Origin of the sequence: Aureibacter tunicatorum (genome assembly GCF_036492635.1) — a bacterium.
GTDB classification, from domain to species: Bacteria; Bacteroidota; Bacteroidia; order Cytophagales; family Cyclobacteriaceae; genus Aureibacter; species Aureibacter tunicatorum.
In genome coordinates, this window is the sequence record NZ_AP025305.1 from 2282019 (window position 1) to 2306370 (window position 24352).

Sequence of the window (24352 nt, forward strand, 5' to 3'; positions counted from 1 at the left end):
TTACTTTTTAGTGCCGAACAAGGCCATTTGCTTTTTGCCTTCGCTTAGTATATCCGTTTTCTTGCTGGCGATGTCATTGAATTTTGACTTGGCAAGACCAAAGCTTGCCGTATGCGGTTTGAGCATTGCATCGGCTTTAGCTTGGCTAATTCTACCGTTTTTTACTGCGGCATAGTATTTTGTGCTTTTTTCCTTAAGGATTTTTTCAGCTTCTTTTACTTCTTCCTGAGCATCGCTTAAAAGCTTATCGAATTCTTGTTCGGCAAGAGACTTTGAAACGTTTCTTTCCATGTTGAGCGGTTCTCCAGCTTTGAACTTGCCAAACTCCGTTTGCTTGTCAATCGCTACATGAAGCCGTTCGAGAAACGCTTTTTTATTGGAAAATTGGCCTTTTTTGTTGCCATACGCTTTTTCGATAAGCCAAGTCGAAAGCTCGTTTTCATGCGAATTAGTCAGTTGCGGGTATTTGCGTCTGGCTTCACCGATCCAGTTTGCTATTGTAAGCAAGTTGTTGCGGCTTTCGATATTGCCAAGGCCAAAATCATCCAGCTTTTGGAATAATATTCCCTTTGGATTCAAAAAGGACAAGTTGATGATTTGAGCGGCATTCTTGCCTTCTTGCTTTCGGATAAGCTTTTCAACATCTTTCACGCTTTCCCCGGACTTTCTCAAACTGGCGTAATATGTAGCTCTTTCAAGATCGGATTCTTTGGTGCTTAAGGTGTTGGAGTTTAAAGCAAATTGTATTGCTTCCTCTTCTGTGCCTTCAAATAATTTTGCAGGAATATTATCAAACTCTTCATACTCAAACATCACTTCTTTAAAGGCTGCCAATCTACTGTGACCTGATAAGACATAATATTTATCTACTGCATTTGGGTCTTTCCATATGGTGATAGGATCAAAAGCCGCCCAATTGAATGTATTATTTTTAATAGCTTCGACAATTCTATTCTTTGATTCCGATGAAAATTCATTTGCCCTATTTTGAAAACGCTTAGGGTCTGCATAAATATCCTTTGTCCAATATTCTTCAACTTTACTAAGGTTAAAATTCGTCTTTTTCTTTTCCTTTTTCGGAGCTTCTTTCTTATCAATTATCACCATGCGGCTACTCACTCCAGTTTGTCTAAATGCCTCTTTGCCTTTGAATGAATCCTTTGGAAGCTGTTCAGAATATCCCCCGATTTCATCCAGCCATTCACGGAAAGCTTTGGCTTTCTTCTGACTGTTGAAAAATGGACTTTCCGACATGATCGCAACAAGCCTTCCCCCAGACTTCAATAATTTGTAAGCATGTCTCACATGATCGATGTCTTGAAGCTTCTCAAAAGGAGGGTTCATGATGATGCGATCATACTCCTTGGTATGCTTCAAAAAGTCCTCGCCAACCACATTATGGCCTTTGAGCTTCAAAATATTTCTCAAGTCATTCCACCACTCGATGACTTCCAAGTCATTGTCCGGGTGCATCGCTTTGATCTGGTCAGCGATATGCCCAAGGCCAGCCGATGGCTCAAGAATCGTATGGCCTTTGATGATTTCAGCCTTATACACAAGCTTTTTGGCTAAAGTCGCTGGCGTAGGGAAAAAGCCTTTGTCATTGGATTTTTTCCAACTGTTCACCAGCTTTTCAATCTCTTGCTTTTCCTTTTCCGCTTCACGCTCAGGATCATGAGCCACTAAGCTTTTTAAAAGCTCAAAAACCTCTTTAGCCTCTTCAAGCGTGTAAACCTCGATCTCTTCCAAGTTGTCTTTATAGTACTTGAAATACTTCTCAAAATTTGGAGTGTCGGACTTGGTATGATAGTACGAATACCCTTGATTTCCTTGCTCTCCAGATAATAAGAAAGATTTCAAATGATCTTTTGATTTCACCGGACTAATCAGTTTTAATTTCTCCGGAATAGTGTTGTTCCTCCAAGCAATCGCCAATGCATTGACAAACGCATGAAGCTCTAAAGCATCATTGTAATCAAATTGCTTGGAGTAATACTGAGCGAGTCTTTTGTTTGTATTCGTATTGTAATTCTTTAAGCTTTCTTTAGCCTTATCGATATAATCCTGAAGCCTGTCTGCCCACGCTTCGAACTTGTCAGCCATTTTGTTGTGGTCGGCATTCAGCGCTTTGCTTTTATTCTCTTTCTTTTCAAATTTGGCTTGCTCCTCCGGACTTATGCCAGCCTCAAGATTGATATATGCCTTTGCGTCTTTGCCATGATAGCGAAGCGCATACGAGCTTACGGATGAGCCTATATTTATGACTTTATCGGACTCAAGCCCGACGGTGTTATACCTTTCGCTAAATACTCTCAGCGCCTTGTCAATCGATGGGATTTCCCATTTGTAGTCTTTTACGTGTTCGGTTAATTCCTCATAAGAGTTCCAATAACTAGAAACAGCCCATTCCATTTTACCAAGCAAAACCTCTTGCAAAAGCACATCCTTTTTGAGTTTCTTTTTGTCGTCCGGGAGTTTATAATGCGGAGCTCGTTTTGCTTTAGGCACAAATACTTTGGCAGGGATTTCAAAAGGCTTCAAATCTTCGATAGAGTGCCCATTGCTGACCTTTTTAGCCGTTGCAGGCTCATTGTCTTTGAATCGCACAAAGAATCGGTATTTGTTGTCTGATTCAATATTGTTGTATCCGGCCTCTTTTAGCTTTCTGACATTAGCGTCCACTTGCTTGCCGTTGACAATGTACTTTTTCAAATCTTTATTTGATGGGTAAAACCATCCGTCTTTGAGAACCGCTTGAATGCTTTTATTGAACTTATAGTAATCCTTATCGCCTTTCCTTCTCTCTTTGTAATAGGTTTTTCTTGCTCCGGCTTTGGAGATGATTTCCCACTCACTGCGAGCACTTTCAAAGCTTCGGTTCAAATAATGCATGACAATATGAATATTGCCTTCATCATCCATATAACTTGCTAAATGCGGCTTGTACATCCACTTGCCGTTGCTTTCTTCCTGCAAGCCTTCGTACCAATCCAAATACCTGTATCTTTTGATATCAGACTCGCTAAGCTCATGCTCGCTCAAATCGGGAATGCCTTTGGCAGTGTCTTGAAATAAAGCATTGTTGACAAAATCCTTTTTGTACTCCTTAAGCAACAAGTAGGCAACCAGATGTTGACGCAATGGCAATGATGCTCTATGGCTTTGAGTATTTGAAGAGCTGGAGCTTTCTTTTTTGGTAATGGTTACAGCTTCGCCATTGTTGATTTCTTGGACGAATTTCTCAAGTGTCTCACGATCCTTTTTGGAGAATACCCAGCCTGCGAATGGATTGCCGTTTTCATCTTTCAGACGGTTGTTGAACTTTGCCCAAATACCAAGGCCTTTGATGCTTTGAGCCATTTCCTTGGTAGTGCCTTTCAGCGCCAAGACTTTTTGAGTATAATCAATGATCTCCAGTTGAGGGTTTGATTTAGCTGCTGATTCTTGTGCTGGCTTTGTCTCTACTTTTTGAACTTGTTTTGTCTCTACCTTTTGAACTTGTTTTGGCTCTTCCTTTTGAAGAGTGGGAACTGTATTTGTTTTTTCTTCCTTGATTTTCGCATTTTTTTTATTGAAAAGACTTGATTTAAACTTTAACTTACTCCTTTCCTCTTGGCTAATGTTCTTCAAATCAATTATTTGACTCCCTTTTGCTAAGATCGTAGTTCTCCCATAAGCAAACATTTCTAAATAGAAATTACCTCTTGTTTCTTTGATAAGAATACTTCTGCCAAACAAATGAAACCAAGTATTTTTAGAATACGCTTTATTTATCCAACTATGCGTATAAGTAGCTTTTAATAATTCATTTTCTAAATCTTTGAATTTTTCTACCCAAGAATCGTTTAGCTCACTATTGTAGCTTTCGTACTGACGTTGATTAATTGTCCTTTCTATCGCAGACTTATAAACACGTATTTTCTTGCCTGTTTCTTTATTTAAGTAAGACTTTGATTTACCGTACTTTTGGATGAAAGCACTATATTCTTTCTCATCTGCTTCAGGTAATTTCCCCAAGCCTTCATTTTCTTCTTTATTATTCGAAAAAAGGCCAGCCAAAGCCAGCCCACCAAGCGCTAAATATTGCCACATAATTTATTGATTGTATAGGTTATTTGATGAGAGCGGCGGCGAGCACAGTGCCCAAAAAACCACCGATCAACATGTAGGGTATCTTTTCTTTCGGATCGGGAGCCATGTAATAGCCTGCCAAGCTCCCTGCGACTGAAATGCCACTTGCTACGACTTCTTTGTTTTTCATAGTTATAGCTTGTATTCGTAATTGAATGATTTGGCACGCTTGAGCCAGCCCTTTAGAAATTTTTTATTCTCGCCATTCTCAGCGATGCGGTAGTAATAATTGATTCTCAGTTCTTTCAAGTCCTCAAATAGATCGCATCCATCGATGGCGTTTATCGCGCTTATCGTTTTGCTTCCGATTGCTCCGTCCACCGCTAGATTTTGACCAAATAGATTGCAAGCTCTTTGCACAAGCTTAGCTCCGCTTGATCCGGAGTTCATGTAAATATCAAAGATCATAGCCGCCAGCTGGAGATCTTCCACCTTGTCAAGCTGAATGCGTTTCCAAAAATTCTCGAAGTAAAAGTCTTCAATGTGTTTTTCGAGCATATCGCAGTCGATGAACTCATTCCAATTGAGCGGTTTGTTTTGATCCACAATTTCCCATCCTTTCCAATTGGGATGAAATTTTCTTGCGATGCCTTTGTAAGTCTCGCCGCCTCGATCTCCTTTCACATTGGCGTAGCCGCCTTCATGGGCTAAAGTTTTACTTAGAATTGTTTGAAACATGGCTAGAGTATTTGATGAAAGAATAAGTTAAAAGGCCCGCAACAGCCACCGTAAAGAGCAGTCCGTCGCGAGCTTTTTCGGAAGGATGGAAATGATTGTTTAGCAGATTCAAACCTGCGTTAATGTCTTGATTGCTGACAAGATGCCTGTCTTCCGGGTAGTTTTCCATATTGCATATGGCTCTTGTCAGTTTGAATAAAGTGTTTCTGTCTGCGGATAATCTGGAGTGCTTGGGAAGCCCTGTAAGCTTTGCTATGTAGTTTATATAAGCTTGAGTCTTATTCTCATGAGGTGGCGCATATTCATTGATCAACGATGTTAATGTGCGTCCTTTTTTAAGCTTATTGAGTACATTCAAAGCTCCGGCTCGAATGCCATATGCCAAACTACTAAATTGCTCAAATGCATTATTGCTCACGACTTCGCCTTTCCAGTTGATATAAGTCTTTCTAAGGTTCATCGGGTTATTGTTCCTGATGCCCAGCGAGCGAATATTTGAGCGGTTTAGATAGCTTTTCATCGGACAATTTGATTATAAGTGGTTTGGCTGATCGGCAGGGTATAACCCACCGTTTTGAGTGCTTTTTCAGTCATTCTCCCCATGAAACCGTCATAGCCGCCACCGTTCATGATTTGGTTTTTGGCAAGACCGTTCATTTTAGCGATAGCGATTTGCAAGGCTTTCACATGCGGTCCTCTTGTTCCAAGTGTTATAGGAAATGAGGATCCGCTTGCTAGATTTGGTGTTGAAGCTTGAGGCAGTTGAGGCTGCAAAGGTGGCACGTGTTCCGCTTGAATCGCTGCCGTTGCTTCTTTAGGTCTGAGCATCATGTAGAGTATGCCTATTCCGATGATCGAGCCGCCAACCAGCAGAATATTATTGTCTTTTTCTTTCGTATCTTTTTGTGCCATTATGCCAGCGTTATATTGATTTCAAATCCGTTTAATCTTGATTCATGAACTAGGGGAGCAGGCTTGCTTCCAGTCTCCAGATAAGACCACATGTACCTCATTTCATTTTCGTCAAGCTCGCTTTCCAAGTCGCTCAGCAATTGCCTTCCAGAATAGAGTTTTTTGTATTGGTCAGAGACAAGATCAAAGGTGATTTGATGCTTGTGCATCTCTTGGGCTACTTTGTAAATCAACACCTCGTTTGTGCCATCAGGAAACCAAGTCGGCAAAACTGAATTATACATGGCTGAATATAATTGAGTTGCCAGCATAGTTGCCATTCCTTTTTTTGTATCCTTTCCAATCACATTGATAGCCGCATTGTAGCGTGCTTTATCAGCGGCTTTTTTAATAACATTGACAAGTAGAACCGTGACGCCAATTCCAGCTCCAATGATATACACTTCTTTAGGGATGCTTTTAAAAGCTCCTCCTACGCTTGATAGCGCCGTTCCTAATGCCAATGATGCAGCCATATTATAATAATTTTGCTAGTGGTAATAATTTCTTTTCTATGCCGGGGATTTGGCATTTATCAGCGAGTATATTGAGCGCTTCATTGCTTAGATGCTTATTGATAAGCTTCAAGCAGTCTTCATTGGAAAGCGTTTCTTTGCTTTTGCTGAAATCAAACTTAGGTAGTTTCATTATCGAGTTGAGATTTAATGTTTTGATCAATTTGAGTAATTACTTCTGCCATATTTGGAAGGCTTGAAAGGGTCTCAATCAACCCCCATACAATTTGCTTTGTGCCGTTGTCAAGCGGAGCAAACCAACCTAAGAAAGCTTGACTATACTGGTCAGCGGCTTGATTCTGCTGAGGAACTCCAGCCAATTGATTTGTCGCTGAGTTGCCTCCAATGTTATTTGTAAGCGCTCCCAAAAGAGTAGTCATAATCCCCTCATTGCTTCCAACCGTATTGATAATCCCAGCCAAAGAATTTTGATTTTCAATATCCTTTTGAAGCTCCTTCAACGCATGCTCTTTGTCCTTCGTTTTCAGCTCAATTTTTAAATCATCATACTTTGTTTTAAGCTCCTTATGCTCGTCCTCCAGCTTTTCCCTTTTGCTTGTTTCTTTGTTAAGGGCTATGGTCAATTTGTCGATTTCGTATTTTTCCCATGAATGGGCATGACTTGTTTGTATAGGCTGTGGGGCTTGTGGTATCGCATGAATCTGCGGAGCTTCGACAGGCTCGACAGGTTGTGCCTTCGCTTGAGTTTTAGCGAGTCTATGAGCCGCATTCTTGCAGGTAGTCGAGCAGTATTTTGCGTCCCTTCTGCTTGCTTCGAACTCATCCTCGCAATGTTCACAAATTTTTTTCATTCCTTTTCCTTTCCTTTATTGATGAATCTTCTTTCGAAAGCTTCATAAGCTTTCAATGTCCCATAAATAGCAGCCATCAAAGCGGTGTAAGCCATAAAACCCTTGCTGTTTGTGAATTCATAAGCGTATCCGGTCAAGTGTTTTAAAAAACTATAAGCGGTAATGCCCATCGATGACATGCCGATGAATTCGTAAGTTTTATGGAATAATTTGACAGCTAAATGTTGCATGAGATTATAGGGTTTGAAAGTTGTTGATTACGGTTAATGTGGCTTTTTGCAAGAGGGATTCTTTCTTGTTCTTGACTGTAACCGCAAAGCCTGACATGCCAATGCTCCACTCGATTTCCACATCATTGTATTGATGGGTTTGCGGAGGAAATAGCGGAGAGGATGCGCTTAAGACAAATTGACCGCTAAAATGGCTTTTGCCAAAGGTTGAACCATCTTCCCACTCGCAGTCTATTCTCCACATGAATTCGCAGTTGATTATTTCAACAGAAGAGAATGAAACCACCTCCGCATTTCCTGTGGGGTAAGTAGCTGTGGTCTGTTTGGCTATGATTTGCCCAGACTCGGTTAAGAGCAAGCCTTGCCGATCCGGAAAAGCTGTGTCTATGTAGAATTGCAAAGGCATCAGCGCTTCGCCCTCCAGCTTTTCATATTCGGGGCCTCCGGATGCGAATTTGTACACCGTTTGGTCGTTGAGCATGATTGCGTAATGAGTGTGTATATTCTGAATCATGCCGATGACTTGAGCGACTTTCGTGTGATCGAACGCAAAGTCCAATCCAGTCAAAAGAATGCCTTTGTTCACATCGATTAGTTTGCCTTTGTTGGTGATGGCAAGCGTTGCATCTCCAGAGACAAACACTTCATCGGGTTCAAATTGACTAATGTCCGGGTAAGGCGATCCAGTTGTGAAATTCTCAATGTAAACTGAAACCGACTTGCTGATTTTATGGAGCTTGAACTTTTGATCATTACCGTCATTGGCATAGCAATAAACGGCAAGGTCGGTGTAAATGGCAAAGAAGCCGTTTTTATTGTCAAAGGCTACTTGATTGATTGTGCCATGCGCCCATATTTTCAAATCATCGCTCTCACGAATTGTCGTTTCATTTGAGTAAGCATAAGTCTTGTTTGAAGAGTTGTCAGCGACATTGTATAAATAATTGCCTTGTCCGTCTTTTCTAACCAAAAACCACTTTCTTGATCGATCGTTTAAAAATGCGTACTCGTAATCCTTTGCCGTTGCATTGTCGATATTGGAAAATGTGAATTCACTTAAACTGTATGTTGCCGTTTTTTGATCAACACTTCCAATCGAGCTTAAATCATAAAGGCCGTTTTCTGTCCTTATGACAAAACTATAACTGCCTGCCGGAGGCGGAGGCCCATCAGATCCCCCAAAGCCTTTGACTGGAACATCATCAAAATGAACATTTGAGTCAAGATCAAGGACAATTTCCCACTTGTCAGTCGTGGTACTTTTGGCAATCCTCAACAATCCCCAAGCTCCCGACTTTTTGTACATAAGCCAAATGGATGATTCTCGATAGTAAAAGTCAGTGAATGCATATGTTGGAACACCTTTGTCATAAGCAAAGTCAATGATTTGATATCCTGAGGGAATAAAATTATCTTTGCTAATGATGCTTTGAATCTCGGCAGCGCTCACATTCTCAATCGTTTTCACATAATCCTGAGGCGAACTGTCAGGCAATTGACTTATCTTTTGGTCTACAATAAGAGCGATTTGAGAGGCTTCGAGCTGATTGAAATACAGCTTTTTCGTTTGGCCTTCCGAATTCATCACAATAGCGTACTCGCCGCCTTGATCTTCATGCACCGACAAAAGGTTCATCAAGTGTCCTCTAATTTTATTGCTATTGCTGACTTCTCCTGTGCTCATAATTATAATGCCTATTTACAATTTGATTTAATGTGTGCTCTGGTGATCAGCACTTTTGAATTTTCTATGATGACGGATTTTTCATCCACCAATTTGCAGTCTGGGATGAATCCGTATGACCGTTGGTCCCCCGGATGTAGCTCGATAATCTCATTTTCAGGATTGCCGAACATGACAGAGGAAGGGCCGCAGTTTTCTATCGTGAAGCCAAAGCAGTCTAATTCAAATTGATTTGACTTGCTCAGAATCGTGTAGTTGTACTTTAGATTATTTGCAGCCACACCCTTTATGATTGCGCCTTCTTTCGCATTCGTCGGCATCGACTTGGCGAAACACAAAGCTGATTTCCACATCTTGCGTCAGAAGTTTTTTGCTGCTGAAATTCAATGTGAACTCTTGACGGTCATTCTTGAAATCCACATCATGATAAGTTTGGGATATAAGGTTTCTTTCCCAAAAAGCGACTGGCACTTTATCCTCCAGCACACCGCTTTGATCATCCTCGACTTGCACCATTATGCCATTGACAGAGGCCGTGGCAAAGGCAACCATGCCGTCAACTTCTTCATAGCCGCTATCGAACTTGAAGCTTTCTGAGGTAGTCCCCGAAAACCCAGTCCTCAAAGTGACTGTGATTGTTTTGTTCTTTATTTTTCTTCTTCTGCTGCTCATTGTAGAACGGTTTTAGAGTTTTGCGAAACGGCTCAAAGCGTTTGGTGAACGGCTCTTGAAACGTTTCGAAACGTTTTGAAACGGCTTAGAAACGTTTTAGAGTCGCTTCATAACCGCTAAGAGATGAGAGAAAACGGCTTCCTCTTTTGCAAAAGCCGCTTTCTCCATGATTTTGGATAAGGAATAGTTATTATTTTTTCTTGGTGATGTCTCCAAACAAGCTTACCTCTACGATATGCTTCTCATCGTTTACATCAGGCACAGTAAGTCCGTTGAAGTCCAACTGGATTTTAAACGGTCTGTCTCCCGGAATGAATTTCCAGTTGGTCGCATCGTAAACGTCTTTTTCATTGGTAATCGCCTCTTTGGAAATCGCCATCAAAGACTTTACTCTTTGCTTGAATATCGGCTTGTCTTCCACGATGATTACAAGGTCCGCCTTGGCAATAGCCGCAGGCACATCGTCGGACATGATCGAAGAAGTCACAGCTTCCTTTGGCGTAAGGTTCGTGCCTTTAGCATGACCTACTGAAAGAGTCTTAAGAACAAGGTTCACCAAAGGATCAAGGCGGCCTTTGTCAATATTGGTAACCCCTTTTTCCTTGTACACATCGCTGTCCACAAGATTGATTGTTCCTCCTTTGCCTGTCACATCAACGATGATGTACAACTCACCATCATCAATTCGGATCGTTCCGTTCGTCAATTCTTGTTGAATGTCAGGATTCAGTTGGCTGTTGATTGCTGGATCTTCTAAAAAGTCTCTTGTATATTGATCGTACATTTTATTTCTTATTTTTTATAGTGACAAATTGATTGTTGGTTGTTGCGTCTCGACATATCCCATGCCATTGTCTTCGTTTTCAATGGCTTGTTGAAGACCTTGCTCAAAGCTTAAAAGGTCGCTCTCATTTGTTTGCGGAAGCGCTTCAAAAGTCGTGTAGTCGTAATTATCCACATTTCCAAGAGCTGGAATGAAGTTAGACGCTTTGTCTTTCAAAGACTGAGGCATCCATTTATCCACAGCGTCAATTATACCCATAATCGCTACACCTAGACCTAGCTCTTGAACAGTTTTATTGTCGCTCGTATTAGCCATAATGCCGACAGACATCAGCGTCAAACCTGTGAACTTTTCGAATTTTTCCGGAGCATTTTTGATAGCAGCATAAGCTAATGCCGCACCCCCTGCACTTGTTCCGATTTTAGTCAATACAGGGACTATTTTTTTGGTATCTACCATAATTTTAAGGTTATTTCAGTTTTGATTAAGCTGCTTTCTTTTCAGTTTCTTTTGATCCATTGCTATTGCCCAAAACAACTACTCCGGCAACTGCAAGACCTGCGACCAAAAGCATGTTCATTCCTCCAGCCGTCTTGTCTTCCGCTTTGGTGGTCAAATTGGTAGGCACTGACTTTTGAGGAATATGAGGCGTTAAATTCACCGAAGGCTTGTAAGGGACAACAGGTCTAAAGCCGCCACCCGGACGATAGCTTGGATTCGTAGGGCTGTCAATAATACTTGGTTTTCTTGGCGGTGCGACAGTATGCACAATTTGCCTGCCTTTGTCGTAGATGCTTTTGCCTGTGTCCACGATCTTTTTGCCTTTGTCCAGCCAATCATTCACTTTAGTCAAATCAATTCCTTTTTGCCCTGGAGTCACTCCCTGACCTGAGCTGCCTTTCGTCAAACCGTTTGTTGCTTTGGATTTGCTAAGAGCTGTTTTCGCTTTTTTGAACAGCTTGAGAACCGTTGCGCCTATGCCTTTGAAGAATCCCACAAGCTTAGCAATGAATCCGCTTGCCGCTGCTCCTGAAGCTGCCGCAGTAGCTGGCTCGCCTAATCCTGCCAGCGTTACATTGAAATCTTCCGGCTCCATGTCAACATTCTCAAAGCCTCTCAAACCTCTGTCATACCCTCGTCTTGCTTTGGCAACATAACTGCCTCTGCCGACTGGCCTTCCTGTTGGTCTTGAAGGTCTGCGGTAAACCGTTGGCTTGAACCTTGTTTTGGAAAGAACTTTGGAAAGAAATCTTCGCATACCACCCTTGTTCCTCAAAGAGCTTCTTTTCTTGTTTCGAGTCTTGGCCTTGGTCTTCTTGTGGTATTTTACAAGCGATTTGTTTTTCTTCATTGAGCTTTCAAGCAGTCTTTTAAGCTCTTTCTGATCGGCCGTTGTGCTTTTTGAGCTTGCGCCTCTGATCGGATCATAAGTGAGGTTGTTCACAAAGAAATCCTCGTTCTTGGCTTTCATGCGCCAGCCTTTCAAAATCGCATTGTCAAAGTTCTTGCGCTTGCCTTGCATGATGTTCACAAAAAGGTTATAGGACTTTTTGTAAGCTTCCACACACTTTCTATGATAGCTCGGATCAATGCCGAACTCTTTCACTTGCTGAGGCGAAAGTCTTGCAACTCCCAATTGAACAGGCTTTGTCTTGTTGTAAGTGATGAAGGTCAGCACGCCTTTTCTGGCAAGTGCTGTGAGCGGATTGAATTTCATCAAGAACTTGCCCACCTCTTTGATGCCTTTCCAAACAAAATTGCCGACTTTCTTTACGCCTTTCCAGACTCTGCCGCCCAGCTCTTTGGTTGATTTCCAGACTCTTTTTGCTGTTGTAGCTACTTTTCTAGTGACATTTCGAATGCCTCTGCCGACTGACTTAGCGGCCTTTTTCACGCCTTTCCAAACTTTCTTGAATGGTCGGCTGATTTTCTTAAACGCTTTTTTGAACCAACCGTCCAAGCCGTTGAGCCCTTCAAGCTCCGAGTAATCAGATCTTTGCGGAAGATCGGCAAGCGTTTCAATCGCTCGCTCTCTTTCTTTGGGATTATCCCAAACCGAAAGCACGTAGTTTACTTCCGTGAGGATATTGCCGCCATACTCTCCAAATACACTTGGATTGACAACAAGCTTGTTTCTGGTGTTGATCAAATGCCCTTTGATGCCATTCCAAAAGCCATTGTAAGCCTGTGATGGCGTAAGCTCTCCGGTGCCGTTCAATCCCGAAAGCGTGTCAATGTCGATAAGCCCAAACTCTTCGCCCCAATCGGTACCGCCTCCGATATTGCCCAAAAATTCAATGCCTTTCAGTGCTTCTTCTCCTTCAAACTCAGAAAGGATCATGCTGTCGTCCTCTTGATCGGAAAGATTTTCGGCTAAATCCAAGCCGTTTAATAATTCTATTTGCATAATGTCTTTGTCATATACTTCACTGTATGGGACCTCGTAGTCAAAATCATCGACCACGCAATCCATCGTATAATATTCCTTTCCGTCCTCTGAGTAAGCTATGGGGTACACATGCTGGAATTTATCTTTGCCATTGTACTTGGTCATTCGATAAGAGTGCTTGATGCCTAGATTCATCAGCAAACAGCTAATGAAAATGGTGTAATCGTCGCAGTCCACGCCTTCCGCTCGCTTGTCCCAGATTCTTTGGGGAGTGTGCAATTGCTCTTTGAGCGGATGATCTTCCGTGTATTGAATGTGATGGTATACAAAATTCCAGATATTTCTGCAGGTCTGCTTTACGTTTAATCCTTTAAGCCTTGCGGCAAGCAAAATCAACGCTTCTCGATGCTCTTTGGCGACCTTTTCAATGTGCATGAGCGTTTTGAACACATCGCCTTTTTCTTCAAGAGTTATCGTGCTTCTTTGCAGATTGGTCGAGTCAATGAGGTGATTGTATTCGCCTCCGGACTTGATTTGCCGTTTAGCCTTGGCCTGCATTCAATAGTCCAGCAAAGTTGAAAATGTTGCCAAGATTGATCGGAAGTATTTCTACTATGGGGGGGGTGTCAAACCCGTTGATCTTGGGGACAGCCGTAATTTTAAGTTGCTTCGTTTTGAGCAAATGGCTGATATTCGAAGCTCCTGAGAGCAGCGGAATGCTAAAGGTCAACTGCTTCACACTTTTTTGATTCGGCGCTAGGATTTGATGTTCTGGCTGGGGCATAGTGCTTGCGATTTGCACGCTTGCGCCTGTGGAGTCGATGGCATGCACCGTAGCGAAAATACTGTCAATGCGCAGTTGTCCAGCTCCGTTATTGTTGAATCGAATGTCAACAGGCAGGTGCATGTGTCCAGCATCAAAACTAGGTTTGCCAATCGAACCAATCGAGACCATTAACTTGTCCTTGGTCTCTTTAAGGTCGATGCCTTTGGCCGATAGCGATAAAATGCCAATCGCTGAAAATAATAAGAGAAATGCTTTCATAGGGTGTGATTTCATGATTCTTGCGTTAGAATGATGATACAAGAATAGGAAAGTCACAAGTGTCACGATGTGGTTACTCGTGTTTATATCAAATTTTTCAATTTTAAGCTTTACTTTGAAAAATTGCGATTGAATATAAGAGATGTATTATATTGTATATGTACCAAATGATTATTTCATATGACTTTTATCACTCGGAAAGAGCTTGCTGTAAAATATGACATACACCCTCAAACTTTGGCTAATTACCTAAAACGAATAGGGATCATGCACAAGTTTAGATTGTCTCCAAAGGAGGTGAAGCAGTTTGAGGAGCATTATGATTATTGAATTGTTCTTTGTTTAAATAAGTCAAATATTATCAATAAAACACAAACTTCCGTATACAGGTCTTATAAGAGAAATAAACGGAAGTTTATGGTCAAAATAGATTGCATGTCGTGTAATAATATAATTTAATATCGATTTGATAGTTATAAAACTTCATCTATAACCTCAAACGAAGAGAAGTCAGCTTTTTTACTTGAGAATTTTACAAAAAACATTCTTTTCTACTCATCTAGCTGAAAAAGACATGAATCTACGATACACTCAACATATAATAAAAAATCAAAGCCCAAAAACCACAGAAGTATATATACATATTACTGATTTGAATTTATCAAATAAAAAAATTCGCTGAACACACTTGAAATGCTACTTTTTTTATTTAATTTTTCACTTGAAATAATTTTTATGCCTAATAAATGAAGTCCGCACATAGTGAAAATAAACGGAATTCGTGTTATTGAGGTGTTATAGCCAATTAAAAAATATCGCATCAAATACTTGGTGAATTCATAAAAATAGTTTTATTGTCATCTATGACGAAAAATGTTGAAAATATTAGACCAAAAGTAATAGACTTGTTTGCAGGTGCAGGTGGATTAAGCCTTGGTTTTGAGCAAGCTGGTTTTGATATTATATGTGCTGTTGAGATTGATCCAGTTCATGCTTCGATTCACGAATATAATTTCCCTTACACCAATGTGATAGCAAAGCCAATTCAACAGGTTAACGGTGATTTAATTAGGAATAAGTGTGGGTTAAAACCCGATGATGAAATAGAAGTATTAGTTGGAGGTGCTCCATGTCAAGGATTTTCACTTATTGGACAAAGAGCATTAGATGACCCTAGAAACTCCTTAGTTAAGGATTATATCCGATTAATTAAAGAACTTCGACCAAAATACTTTTTATTCGAGAATGTTAAAGGCTTAACTATTGGAAAACATAAAAAGTTTCTAGATGAAATTGTCGCGGACATTAAAGAACTTGGATATGCAATAAACTTACCCTGGAAAGTACTAAATGCTAAAGATTTTGGGGTCCCACAAAGTAGAGAAAGACTTTTTCTATTAGGTTCCAGAGATGATTGCAGGTTACCTCAATACCCAGCAAAACTTAATAAAATAATTACCTGTAAGGAGGCTTTAGATGACTTGCCAGATGCAGAAAGTTTTATCGAGTTGCTTGAAGATGATTGCATTGAGACTAAATATGTAAAAAAAGCACATGGGTATTCTGCTCAATTGAGGTGTACCAATAAAGCAACTTGGAAGTATGGTTATCAAAGAAAGTGGAATTCAAAAATTATTACAAGCAGTAGAAGAACTAATCATTCTGATATTTCAAGAAGTAGATTTTCAAACACCCTTCAAGGAGCAGTTGAGCCAATATCAAGATTTTTCAAATTACCTGAAAATGGAGTTTCAAATACTTTAAGAGCTGGAACTGATTCATCAAGAGGTGCATTTACAAGCCCTAGACCAATTCATTATAAATACTCTAGATGCATTACGGTGCGAGAAATGGCAAGACTTCATGGGTTTCCTGATTGGTTTCGTTTTAATTCCACGAAATGGCATGGTGCAAGGCAAATCGGAAATTCAGTACCACCTCCATTAGCTTTTAGTTTAGCCTGTGAGATAATGATGGTACTTCCACACATACCTTTTCAGCCAAAGAATAAAATTAAGCTTGGAAAAACTGAATTAATCTATGCAGATATCACGACAGCTTCATTGTATTGGGGGGTTGACAATCCTATTGGTAAACGGGATAGGAAAAGTGGTATTAAAAAAAGAAAGCAAATTGAAATAGAAACAATATAGAATGGCTCAAAAACAGAATAGATATCAGTTATTAATTGAGGACATATTCTTTTCATCATATAAAAAAGGTGTTGAAGAAATTACGTTTCATAGAGATGACCTTATTAAGTCATCAAAAAAGCTTGGTATTAATTTGCCGAAAAATTTGGGTGATGTAATTTATGCTGTACGCTACAGAATACCGTTACCTCAATCAATATTAGATACGCAAACTAAAGGTCGAGAATGGATTATTGAAGGTAAAGGAAGAGCTAAATATTGCTTTAAACTAGTGAAAATAAATCGTATCCTTCCAAATTCAGAACTTGTAACTATAAAGATTCCAGATTCGACACCAGAAATAGTTACTCAATATTCACTCTCAGATGAACAGGCATTATTAGCAAAAATAAGGTATAACCGTCTTATTGATATATTTTTAAACATCACAACCTATTCATTACAGAATCATTTAAGAACAACAGTACAGGAAGTTGGTCAGATAGAAATTGATGAAATTTATGTAGGAATTGATGATAATGGAAGGCATTTTGTCATTCCTGTTCAGGCAAAGGGAGGTAGTGATCAATTATCAGTTGTTCAGACTAGCCAAGATATAAAACTCTGTTCAGAGAAATATTCAGACTTAATATGTAGAGCCATTTCTGCCCAATTCATGGAAGATGACCTGATAGCTTTGTTTGAATTAACGATACAGGATAATCAGATTAAAGTTGCAAAAGAACGTCATTACAAACTTGTAACAAAGGATGAGATTGGTACAAATGACTTGGAGTTATACAAAACAATAGGCTAACTGGCTATAACAATGTGTCATACGTAATGGCAATGAAAGCATTAAATATCAAGGTTTGAGGCTCGCATCAACACCATCTCGGTTTGATAGCGAGGAGCTCCGAAATCCGCCACTACGCATACACTCAACGTTAGCAGCAACCATAAAGAAATGACAGAGCACGAAATTCAAAAATATATTTGGGAAAACAAGGATGAGTGGGAAGACTTAATAATAGAATATGAATTCCCAGAGGAATATCGCTTTAATGAAAATGAAGAATCGATATATTCACTAACTCCCGATAAACTAATTTATAATGAATTATTAAAACGACTAAAAAAGACTTATGATAGCCTATATGGTTTAAGATTATTTGGCTGTGAAGTTCCCTTAAAAAAAGATGGTGATAGTACAATTAGAGCTGACTTAATGGGGGTAATAGAAGGAAACTCTGGAATAGCTTTAATTGAACTTAAAAAAAGTGCTCAAACAGAAAGACAGGCATATACAGAACTTCTCGCATATGCCTCACATCTTCATAGTATTTTCCCTACTTTTAGTAAGGATGATATTACGTTTGTACTAATATCCCCAATGGAAGAAAGAATTGTCCGTGAAGCCACAATTTTCAGCTTTTTGTTTGATGAGAAACCTGTATTTGCATATATCCCTACTTGGACTGATAATGACGTTAAGACATTAAAATTGACACCATGGATTCCAACAGAAGAAGATATAATTCATGTAACTCAAAGTATTTTTTCACAAAAGAATTTTGAAATATTTAAAGTAACATGGGACAAAATTGATGACTGGAATGCAGAAAAGGGAGAAAATCCTTCTGAATACATGATTGAAAGGATGAATAGCATTACATCATATGCTGCACAGTTAATGGAGTCTAAAGGTGTACATGGTTTTGTATACACCTCTCAAGCATATCCAGAATTACCATTTCTTCCGAATGCATTAATTGTTGCTGGAATTAATCCATTCAAAATCGCAAAAGACAATTACTTAATTAAAGAAGGTCTAAGTCCTTATAAATTAGATAGTGTATCTGACGACTCTATTAACATTCTTCAAATTATACCTGAATTAGCAAATAAGGCAAAAAAAGTAAATGAAGAAAACTGTTATTTATATGATTTAATTACAACCTGGACAAACACAATTACAGGTATTGCTTTTGAGACTGTTAATTTGATGACAAGTAATGATGATAACCAAAACTTTGAGAAAGGTTGGGGTGGAATGACATGGGAGCAATACCAAACTAAAATGCTTGAAGACGCACTTTGCTTTAATTTTAATGTAAGAGCAACAGGTTTGATTAGAAAGTTATTTGTCGATTATACAAGAGAAGATTATAAATACTTAACAAAATATGGATATGAAAATCATCCCTCATTAAGTCATGGAGATATTCCTACATTCATCGTAGATTACTTAAATGAACAACATTATTTTAGGAATTTTTTACAACGATTATTTGACCCATATCATGAAATAAGAGATGATTTAGAAGATTACGAATAAAGGGCTGCTGCTAACACGCGGTCATAAAACATTGCGCGGATAGTGCTATCTTTAAACCTACTAACATTTAATCAACGGTTTAGCGGGCTGATAAGTTTGTGTTTCAAAGTGCGCAACGATTTTATACCGCCATCCGTTATGCTCAATTGAAATGAAAATGAATTACATGTACATATCGATTCTTCTAACTTTATTATCATGTAGAGGGGAAAAAGAAAAGAATTTAAACTCAGGCATTCAAAACAAAGAAATTGAAATTGGACAAAAGTTAATAACTGAGATCAGTGAAGAAGAACGTAATTTTTGGGCATATGACACTTTACTATTCAAGGAATATACTTCTTCCTACGGAAATAAAATTCAACTGAAAGGTAGTCAGTCACGAGACCTTTATAGAATTTCGACTAAATCAAAAAAAGGATTTAATAAGAATTTTGATCTTACGAAAAACTCATATATAGCTAGTCATTCCTCTATTCTTTGGGATAATGATAACTACCTTTTTGTTAGATACGGTTGCGGTTCACCATGTTGGGGAGGTAAGATACTATCACTAAATAATAATCAAGGAACTAGAGATTATAAAATGTATCTATTTGTTGATAGCGTAAAAAATATAATTGTTTATCCAGAAGATGGAGAGTATCTAGTTTTAGAAAATTTCGCAATCAATAAAAGAAGTAAAGTGAAATTTGAGTTCTGCCAAAAATCACCGACTATTTACAATTTAATTGATACAATTTATTCTACTTCCAATAAGTCTGTAACTGTGAAGTATATTTCAAATGATTGCGATAAAACAAAAATTAAGGATATCAATCTAAATTAAAAGAGCATAACATGCGCTAAAAATGCATAGCTCACTACGTTCGCTCTGCCATTTTAGCGCCCTCGTTACAAAGCATTAAACCTAATCTTCATCGTTAAGATCAGGCGTAGAATTGATTACCACTTTTTCAGTCATATTTCTTTAAGGTTTTTAATTTGATCTTTTAGTCCTTTTCTATATTTCCATAGTTTGAAAAATCTAAAGCTAAACAAACAGACCAATCAAGGTCGATATACTTCAATTCCTCTCTTAACAGAGGAATAAAGCATAAAAGCATCAATATTAGTTAATTAACCATTTTTAGGGTTTCTACCTTATATTCATGCTTGGTTAAGGCTAAATCTATTCTGGCTGAAAAGTAGCCTTCGGGCTTGCTAGACGTTGTTTTTTTTGAATTTTTCATGATGCTATCAAGGTTTGTCTTTTTTCTAGTCCGCAATCTCTTTTGAATCTATACTCTTTCCGTATGATGTTGAGGATCGTTTGCTCTGAGATATAAAATTCTTTTTCAGAGAGTATTTTAAGGGTGTCGTCTACTCTTTTGCGCTTTACTTCTGTAAGGTGCACGAAACGTTTTACAAGAGCTTTATCTCTTAACTTTATGAGCTCTTTAGACCGTCCTTTTTGTGTTTTGATTTTCATTTTGATTTGAGATTTAAGGGTTGTTATTCTTCTTCGTTGTCGGGTATAAAATTGATTGTGAGGCTTACAAGCTGTTCATCATTTTGCTTAACCCATTCGATGCTATCTACTGCGCATAGATTGATTCCCATCTGATTAGGAATAACTTCAACTGGTAGTGGCGATTCCATTTTACCATCAATGACTTCTTGTACGGTTGTTTTAAGGTGCTTCATTTTTATTATTTATTTGAGATTTAAAGAGTGGAATAACCGTTTCGAATCGTTTTAGAAACGTTTCTGAAACGGCTCATTTCTTATGTTAATGTTTTTTTTGATTCGTTTTTTGTCAAGGAAAGAGTTGAAATACTTTCTTCGAATTACTGTAAAAATGATTCGCAGATTAGGGACTGAAATTTGATGGGCTTTTTTATTAGCTATTGATAGATTGAGAGCCTTGTATCAAATAATCTCGACCTAATTAATAATGGCTATGCGGTTATTGAGTATATAAAAAATAAACATTCATGAGAGTACCAGAAGACAGTATATTAAAGGCGATTATCAAAGAAACGAAGGAAGTAAATGAAAAGAGAGCGAACTTCAGCAATTCGCCATTTAAGGAAGATGACTATTTTCAATATTTATCCTTGGGGCTTCCATTGAAAAGAGCATTGATTGATTCAATTCAAGAATCCAAATTATTAGAAGGAAAGCATTTTGTTAGCGTGGAGCTTTATGATGACAGTGGCTTTAAAAACGATTTTTTGGCGACACTGTCCCAATTGCAATCGCAGTTTTCCGAGCGCCAATTGAAGACGTTTGAAGATGAACATCTTGAGAGTTTATCCGATGAGTTGCTAAAAGAAGACCTAAATGAAGCCGTTTTTTCATTAATAAATCTATGCAGAAGATAGTTGCTCAGTGGAGGCTGATGGATTAAATAAGCAATATTTATGTTATTTGCCTCTAGTAAATGCAAGCCAAAGCTAAATGAGCTTTGGCTTTTTCTTTTTCAACTCTATTTTTTTGAAATCAGCGTTTGTTGAAATATTATGACTCTATTGTTGTGGATATACAATATTATTCACTATCTGAATCGTTGTCATAGAAGTCTATAATGTTCTTTATTATCAAACTATGAGCAGAATCAATTCAGATAATTTATACCCAATAGAAGGCTTGGCTACGACAATTTTTTTGAAACCACTAGTTGAGGAAAGTGAAATCACTAATGTCTTTGTTGGGGAATATACTTATTATAGTGACTTTAAGGAGCCAAAGAACTTTTTAAGAGACAATGTGCTCTATAATTACGGAATATCTAATACAGCATTGAGAATCGGAAAGTTTTGTGCCCTGGCGAATGGTGCTAAATTTATAATGGCGGATGCTAATCATGCAACAGAAGGCATTACCACTTTTCCATTTCCTATTTTTGGTGGTGATTGGGCTGACACTATTCCTTTGTCTGAATATCCTTTGAAGCGATATTCGGATATCATTATTGGCAATGATGTTTGGTTGGGAGAGTCTGCGACGATCATGCCTGGAGTAAAAGTGGGAAATGGTTCAATTGTGGGCAGCAAGGCTGTTGTTTCCAAGGATGTTCCTCCATACAGCATAGTGGTTGGAAATCCTGCAAGAGTTGTTAGGACAAGATTTTCCAATGAGGAAATTGCGATGCTGGAAAAATTGTCGTGGTGGGATTGGCCAATTGAGCATATAGAAAAGAATATGACTATTTTGGTGAAAAGAGATATCAAGACTCTTTGGGATTATGCTATGAATAATCATCTCATTAAAAAAAGCCTATAAGCAGATATCTTGAGTGATTATTATTAGAATGGAAATGATACATTATGTTATTAAACATAATGTTGTATTTAATTAATACCTTTTAATTATTTGAAGAGTATTGCGAATGCGATTGTTGTTATGGTTTTTTTCTATATCCATATGAACTGTGATGGATGTAAGTAATACATCAAATAAAAATCATGAATATTTAGATAGAGAGAAAAGTAATTATTTTAATAATTTGAAGAAATGAATTTGAGATATGTCATTAATTATGAAAATGACATATGACATGATTTTTTTTGAAATAAAAGCTGAAATTTCTACTAGTTTTTAAAAGTAGATATTATGCGAAGAAGTATACTCCTCATGGCGCTTTTTATTTCAGGAGCTTTTCATGCCAACTCTCAGAATAAAGAGTATAAGTACCCATTTTTAAATCCCGGTCTTCCCTTGGAGCAACGTGTTGATGACTTGATTTCGAGAATGACGTTGCAGGAGAAGGTTCAGCAAATGGAACATGAAGCTCCAGCTATTGAAAGATTGAATGTCGTGGCATATAATTGGTGGAATGAAGCGCTTCATGGTGTTGCCAGAACGGATGAAAAAGTTACGGTCTTTCCTCAAGCCATTGGCATGGCGGCCTCGTTTGATGATGAAGCCTTGAGAAGAGTCGGTGATATCGCTTCGACAGAAGGCAGAGCGATTTTTAATGAAGATATGAAAAACGGGACGACTGGTACGATCTATCGAGGATTGACTTTTTGGACTCCCAATGTCAATATATTCAGAGATCCTAGATGGGGACGTGGCCAAGAGACTTATGGCGAAGACCCATTTTTAAGCTCCAGAATGGGTGCCGCTATGGTTAGAGGGCTTCAAGGAGATGATCCTTATTACCTCAAGGCTGTGGCTTGTGCCAAGCATTATGCAGTTCATAGTGGGCCTGAGCATAATCGCCATAGCTTTAATGCAGAGGCTTCGGATTTTGATCTTTGGGATACTTACTTGCCGGCATTCAAGATATTGGTCAAGGATGCTAAAGTCGAAGGGGTAATGTGCGCTTATAACCGGTTTAGGGGTGAGGAGTGCTGTGGCAATGGACCATTGATGACTGAGATTCTCAGAGAACAATGGGGATTCAAAGGTTATTCCGTTTCGGACTGCTGGGCGGTGTCGGATTTCTACAAATTCCATAAGACCCATCCTGATGCAGTAACTTCGATTTCCACTTCTTTGGAAGCAGGGACCGATTTAGAATGCGGAAATCTTTACAGACAGTTGACAAGCGCTGTGGATAAAGGTTTAGTTAATGAGCATCAGGTGAATAGGTCTATCAAGCGTCTTTTTGAGATAAGAATGAGGTTGGGAATGTTTGACGATCAAAATCCTTATGCCAAGATAGGTAAAGACGCGATCGAGACCGATGAGAATAAGAAAGAAGCTTATGAAATGGCGCAGAAGAGCATGGTTTTGCTAAAAAATGAGAAAAACATTCTTCCGCTTGATAAGAAAAAATACAAGCGCATAGCTGTCGTAGGACCTAATGCTGATAATGAAGAGGTGTTGTTAGCCAATTACTTTGGCAGGCCAACGCATATTGTTAGCGCGCTTGAAGGAATAAAAAATAAATTTTCTGATTCAGAAATAATATATGCAAAAGGAGTGGACCATGTCAAGGATATTGAAGGTGTTGAATATGCTGATGTGCTTGATCAAGTAAGCAAAGCGGACGTCATCATTTTCGTCGGAGGAATTTCAGCGGATTATGAAGGCGAGGCAGGCGACGCGGGAGCTGGTGGATATGCTGGTTTTGCCAGCGGAGACAGGGTAAGTCTTGATTTGCCTCCTGTGCAAACCAATTTGATGAAAACATTGAAAAAGCTTAATAAGCTCCTTGTATATGTGAATATGTCCGGCTCTGCGATAACGATGGACTGGCAGGTTAAAAATGCTGATGCAATCATACAGGCATGGTATGGTGGACAAGCGGGAGGAACAGCTATAGCTGATGTGATCGCTGGTGATTATAATCCGGCCGGCCGTATGCCATTGACTACTTACAAGAGCGAAGATGATCTTCCTGGTTTTGAAGATTATTCGATGGAAAATAGAACTTACAGATATTTTCATGGAGATGTTCAGTATCCATTTGGTTATGGTTTGAGTTATACAGAGTTTAGATTTGACAATATTGAATTATCAAAAGAGATAGCAACGGACAAGCCTGTCAAAGTAAAAGCGATTGTGACGAATGTCGGGAAGAAGGACGGCGATGAAGTGGTGCAACTCTATGTCAAGCATCACAAAAAGACTTATAGAGAGGCGAATTGTTCATTAAAAGGTTTTCAGCGTATTCACCTAAAGAAAGGCGAAAGCAAAGTTGTAGAGTTCGAGCTTAGGCCTGAAGATCTGGCAACAGTAGACGAACATGGAATGAGCGCAGTGTCTGAAGGAGATGTGGAGATCTCTATCGGTGGAGGACAGCCAAAGTACGCTTCGCATATCAGTAAAATTTCGACTATTAAAGGTGACCGATATCAAATTATGTAATTCTCTATATTTATAGAAGAATAAAGGGCCTCGGTGTTACATTGAGGCTTTTTTGATGAGTCATATGTAAGTTCCTTGAGGCATTTCTTCAACTTGTTCAAAATGTTGGCAAGTCATTAGCCGAGGTATATTTCTTCAAATTCATATCTTATTTTTTGTGTTTAAATTAAGTATTTTTAGGTGTTGCAA

At 38.9% G+C, this 24352-nt stretch carries 26 protein-coding genes; 8 read left to right on the forward strand and 18 right to left on the reverse strand.

From position 1 onward, the window contains the following. The 16 genes from AABK36_RS09770 to AABK36_RS09845 form a co-directional block, all read right to left on the reverse strand. Entirely contained in the window at positions 1 to 4092 is a 4092-nt protein-coding gene (locus AABK36_RS09770) for a hypothetical protein (RefSeq protein ID WP_309939783.1), read from the reverse strand. 19 nt (positions 4093 to 4111) lie between these two features. Beyond that, on the reverse strand, positions 4112 to 4261 hold the full coding sequence (locus AABK36_RS09775; protein WP_309939741.1) for a hypothetical protein: 150 nt from the start codon (positions 4259 to 4261) through the stop codon (positions 4112 to 4114). A gap of 2 nt (positions 4262 to 4263) precedes the next feature. Beyond that, positions 4264 to 4809, reverse strand: coding sequence for a glycoside hydrolase family 108 protein (locus AABK36_RS09780; RefSeq protein ID WP_309939784.1), 546 nt, complete (start codon positions 4807 to 4809; stop codon positions 4264 to 4266). Next, on the reverse strand, positions 4787 to 5329 hold the full coding sequence (locus tag AABK36_RS09785) for a hypothetical protein (protein ID WP_309939785.1): 543 nt from the start codon (positions 5327 to 5329) through the stop codon (positions 4787 to 4789). The genes AABK36_RS09780 and AABK36_RS09785 overlap by 23 nt, the downstream gene beginning before the upstream one ends. Continuing rightward, positions 5326 to 5721 carry a hypothetical protein gene (locus tag AABK36_RS09790; protein ID WP_309939786.1) on the reverse strand — a complete coding sequence of 132 codons (396 nt, stop codon included), beginning with the start codon at positions 5719 to 5721 and terminating at the stop codon, positions 5326 to 5328. Before AABK36_RS09790 ends, AABK36_RS09785 begins: the two co-directional genes overlap by 4 nt. Further along, on the reverse strand, positions 5721 to 6236 hold the full coding sequence (locus tag AABK36_RS09795; RefSeq protein ID WP_309939787.1) for a hypothetical protein: 516 nt from the start codon (positions 6234 to 6236) through the stop codon (positions 5721 to 5723). The genes AABK36_RS09790 and AABK36_RS09795 overlap by 1 nt, the downstream gene beginning before the upstream one ends. A 1-nt stretch (position 6237) precedes the next feature. After that, a complete protein-coding gene (locus AABK36_RS09800; RefSeq protein ID WP_309939788.1) occupies positions 6238 to 6408 on the reverse strand; it encodes a hypothetical protein in 171 nt (56 codons plus the stop codon). After that, positions 6395 to 7087, reverse strand: a complete 693-nt coding sequence (locus AABK36_RS09805) for a hypothetical protein (protein WP_309939790.1) — start codon at positions 7085 to 7087, stop codon at positions 6395 to 6397. Before AABK36_RS09805 ends, AABK36_RS09800 begins: the two co-directional genes overlap by 14 nt. Continuing rightward, entirely contained in the window at positions 7084 to 7317 is a 234-nt protein-coding gene (locus AABK36_RS09810) for a hypothetical protein (protein ID WP_309939791.1), read from the reverse strand. Before AABK36_RS09810 ends, AABK36_RS09805 begins: the two co-directional genes overlap by 4 nt. 4 nt (positions 7318 to 7321) lie before the next feature. Then, complete coding sequence (locus tag AABK36_RS09815; RefSeq protein ID WP_309939792.1) at positions 7322 to 9001, reverse strand: hypothetical protein; 1680 nt, start codon at positions 8999 to 9001, stop codon at positions 7322 to 7324. An 11-nt stretch (positions 9002 to 9012) separates the two neighbouring features. After that, positions 9013 to 9282 carry a hypothetical protein gene (locus tag AABK36_RS09820; protein WP_309939793.1) on the reverse strand — a complete coding sequence of 90 codons (270 nt, stop codon included), beginning with the start codon at positions 9280 to 9282 and terminating at the stop codon, positions 9013 to 9015. Then, on the reverse strand, positions 9269 to 9673 hold the full coding sequence (locus tag AABK36_RS09825; RefSeq protein ID WP_309939794.1) for a hypothetical protein: 405 nt from the start codon (positions 9671 to 9673) through the stop codon (positions 9269 to 9271). The genes AABK36_RS09820 and AABK36_RS09825 overlap by 14 nt, the downstream gene beginning before the upstream one ends. Before the next feature lie 190 nt (positions 9674 to 9863). Then, positions 9864 to 10457, reverse strand: coding sequence for a hypothetical protein (locus AABK36_RS09830; RefSeq protein WP_309939795.1), 594 nt, complete (start codon positions 10455 to 10457; stop codon positions 9864 to 9866). A gap of 15 nt (positions 10458 to 10472) precedes the next feature. Continuing rightward, entirely contained in the window at positions 10473 to 10916 is a 444-nt protein-coding gene (locus AABK36_RS09835) for a hypothetical protein (protein ID WP_309939796.1), read from the reverse strand. 25 nt (positions 10917 to 10941) lie between these two features. Further along, positions 10942 to 13404 carry a transglutaminase-like domain-containing protein gene (locus AABK36_RS09840; protein WP_309939797.1) on the reverse strand — a complete coding sequence of 821 codons (2463 nt, stop codon included), beginning with the start codon at positions 13402 to 13404 and terminating at the stop codon, positions 10942 to 10944. After that, entirely contained in the window at positions 13388 to 13891 is a 504-nt protein-coding gene (locus tag AABK36_RS09845) for a hypothetical protein (protein WP_309939798.1), read from the reverse strand. Before AABK36_RS09845 ends, AABK36_RS09840 begins: the two co-directional genes overlap by 17 nt. Positions 13892 to 14071: 180 nt before the next feature. Between AABK36_RS09845 and AABK36_RS09850 the strand changes: the two genes are divergently transcribed. The 5 genes from AABK36_RS09850 (at position 14072) to AABK36_RS09870 (ending at position 19190) form a co-directional block, all read left to right on the forward strand. Further along, a complete protein-coding gene (locus tag AABK36_RS09850) occupies positions 14072 to 14221 on the forward strand; it encodes a hypothetical protein (RefSeq protein ID WP_309939799.1) in 150 nt (49 codons plus the stop codon). Between the two features lie 533 nt (positions 14222 to 14754). After that, entirely contained in the window at positions 14755 to 16044 is a 1290-nt protein-coding gene (locus AABK36_RS09855) for a DNA cytosine methyltransferase (protein WP_309939800.1), read from the forward strand. A gap of 1 nt (position 16045) precedes the next feature. After that, entirely contained in the window at positions 16046 to 16840 is a 795-nt protein-coding gene (locus AABK36_RS09860) for a hypothetical protein (RefSeq protein WP_309939801.1), read from the forward strand. 150 nt (positions 16841 to 16990) lie between these two features. Then, complete coding sequence (locus AABK36_RS09865) at positions 16991 to 18361, forward strand: hypothetical protein (RefSeq protein ID WP_309939802.1); 1371 nt, start codon at positions 16991 to 16993, stop codon at positions 18359 to 18361. Positions 18362 to 18527: 166 nt separating this feature from the next. Next, positions 18528 to 19190: a hypothetical protein gene (locus AABK36_RS09870; protein ID WP_309939803.1), complete on the forward strand. Its 663-nt coding sequence runs from the start codon at positions 18528 to 18530 to the stop codon at positions 19188 to 19190. Between the two features lie 399 nt (positions 19191 to 19589). Here AABK36_RS09870 and AABK36_RS09875 read toward each other — a convergent pair whose 3' ends face one another. Both AABK36_RS09875 and AABK36_RS09880 read right to left on the reverse strand, forming a co-directional pair. Continuing rightward, positions 19590 to 19832: a hypothetical protein gene (locus tag AABK36_RS09875; protein WP_309939804.1), complete on the reverse strand. Its 243-nt coding sequence runs from the start codon at positions 19830 to 19832 to the stop codon at positions 19590 to 19592. Between the two features lie 23 nt (positions 19833 to 19855). Further along, entirely contained in the window at positions 19856 to 20047 is a 192-nt protein-coding gene (locus AABK36_RS09880) for a hypothetical protein (protein ID WP_309939805.1), read from the reverse strand. 290 nt (positions 20048 to 20337) lie between these two features. On the opposite strand from AABK36_RS09880, the gene AABK36_RS09885 reads away from it, so the two are divergent. The 3 genes from AABK36_RS09885 to AABK36_RS09895 all read left to right on the forward strand — a co-directional run bounded on the left by AABK36_RS09885 (position 20338) and on the right by AABK36_RS09895 (position 24163). Continuing rightward, positions 20338 to 20727, forward strand: a complete 390-nt coding sequence (locus tag AABK36_RS09885; protein WP_309939806.1) for a hypothetical protein — start codon at positions 20338 to 20340, stop codon at positions 20725 to 20727. Between the two features lie 223 nt (positions 20728 to 20950). Next, entirely contained in the window at positions 20951 to 21628 is a 678-nt protein-coding gene (locus AABK36_RS09890) for a CatB-related O-acetyltransferase (protein ID WP_309939807.1), read from the forward strand. Between the two features lie 330 nt (positions 21629 to 21958). Further along, positions 21959 to 24163, forward strand: a complete 2205-nt coding sequence (locus AABK36_RS09895) for a glycoside hydrolase family 3 C-terminal domain-containing protein (RefSeq protein WP_309939808.1) — start codon at positions 21959 to 21961, stop codon at positions 24161 to 24163. Positions 24164 to 24352: the final 189 nt, after the last annotated feature.